We start from the raw sequence: 243 nt of genomic DNA on the forward strand, positions 1-243 counted from the left end.
CAGTGCCGGGCCAGGCCGGCCAGCAGCAGAGCCCCGGCCAGCACCGGCAGGAGCAAGGCCGCGGCCAAGCGCAGCGCGTGGCGGCGCCCAGGGCCCCCAGCTGCTGGCGGGAAGCGGCCAGCGCGGGCGTCTCAGAAACGGAAGCAGTGCCGGGCCAGGCCGGCCAGCAGCAGAGCCCCGGCCAGCACCGGCAGGAGCAAGGCCGCGGCCAAGCGCAGCGCGTGGCGGCGCCCAGGGCCCCCA

General features: G+C 79.0%; 1 protein-coding gene. It reads left to right on the plus strand.

Going from position 1 to position 243, the window contains the following annotated elements; translation table 11 throughout:
* Positions 1 to 243: hypothetical protein (locus BEN49_RS28210; RefSeq protein WP_158022982.1), on the plus strand; the 243-nt coding region annotated here is incomplete at both ends.

This window comes from Hymenobacter coccineus, from assembly GCF_001816125.1.
GTDB classification, from domain to species: domain Bacteria; phylum Bacteroidota; class Bacteroidia; order Cytophagales; family Hymenobacteraceae; genus Hymenobacter; species Hymenobacter coccineus.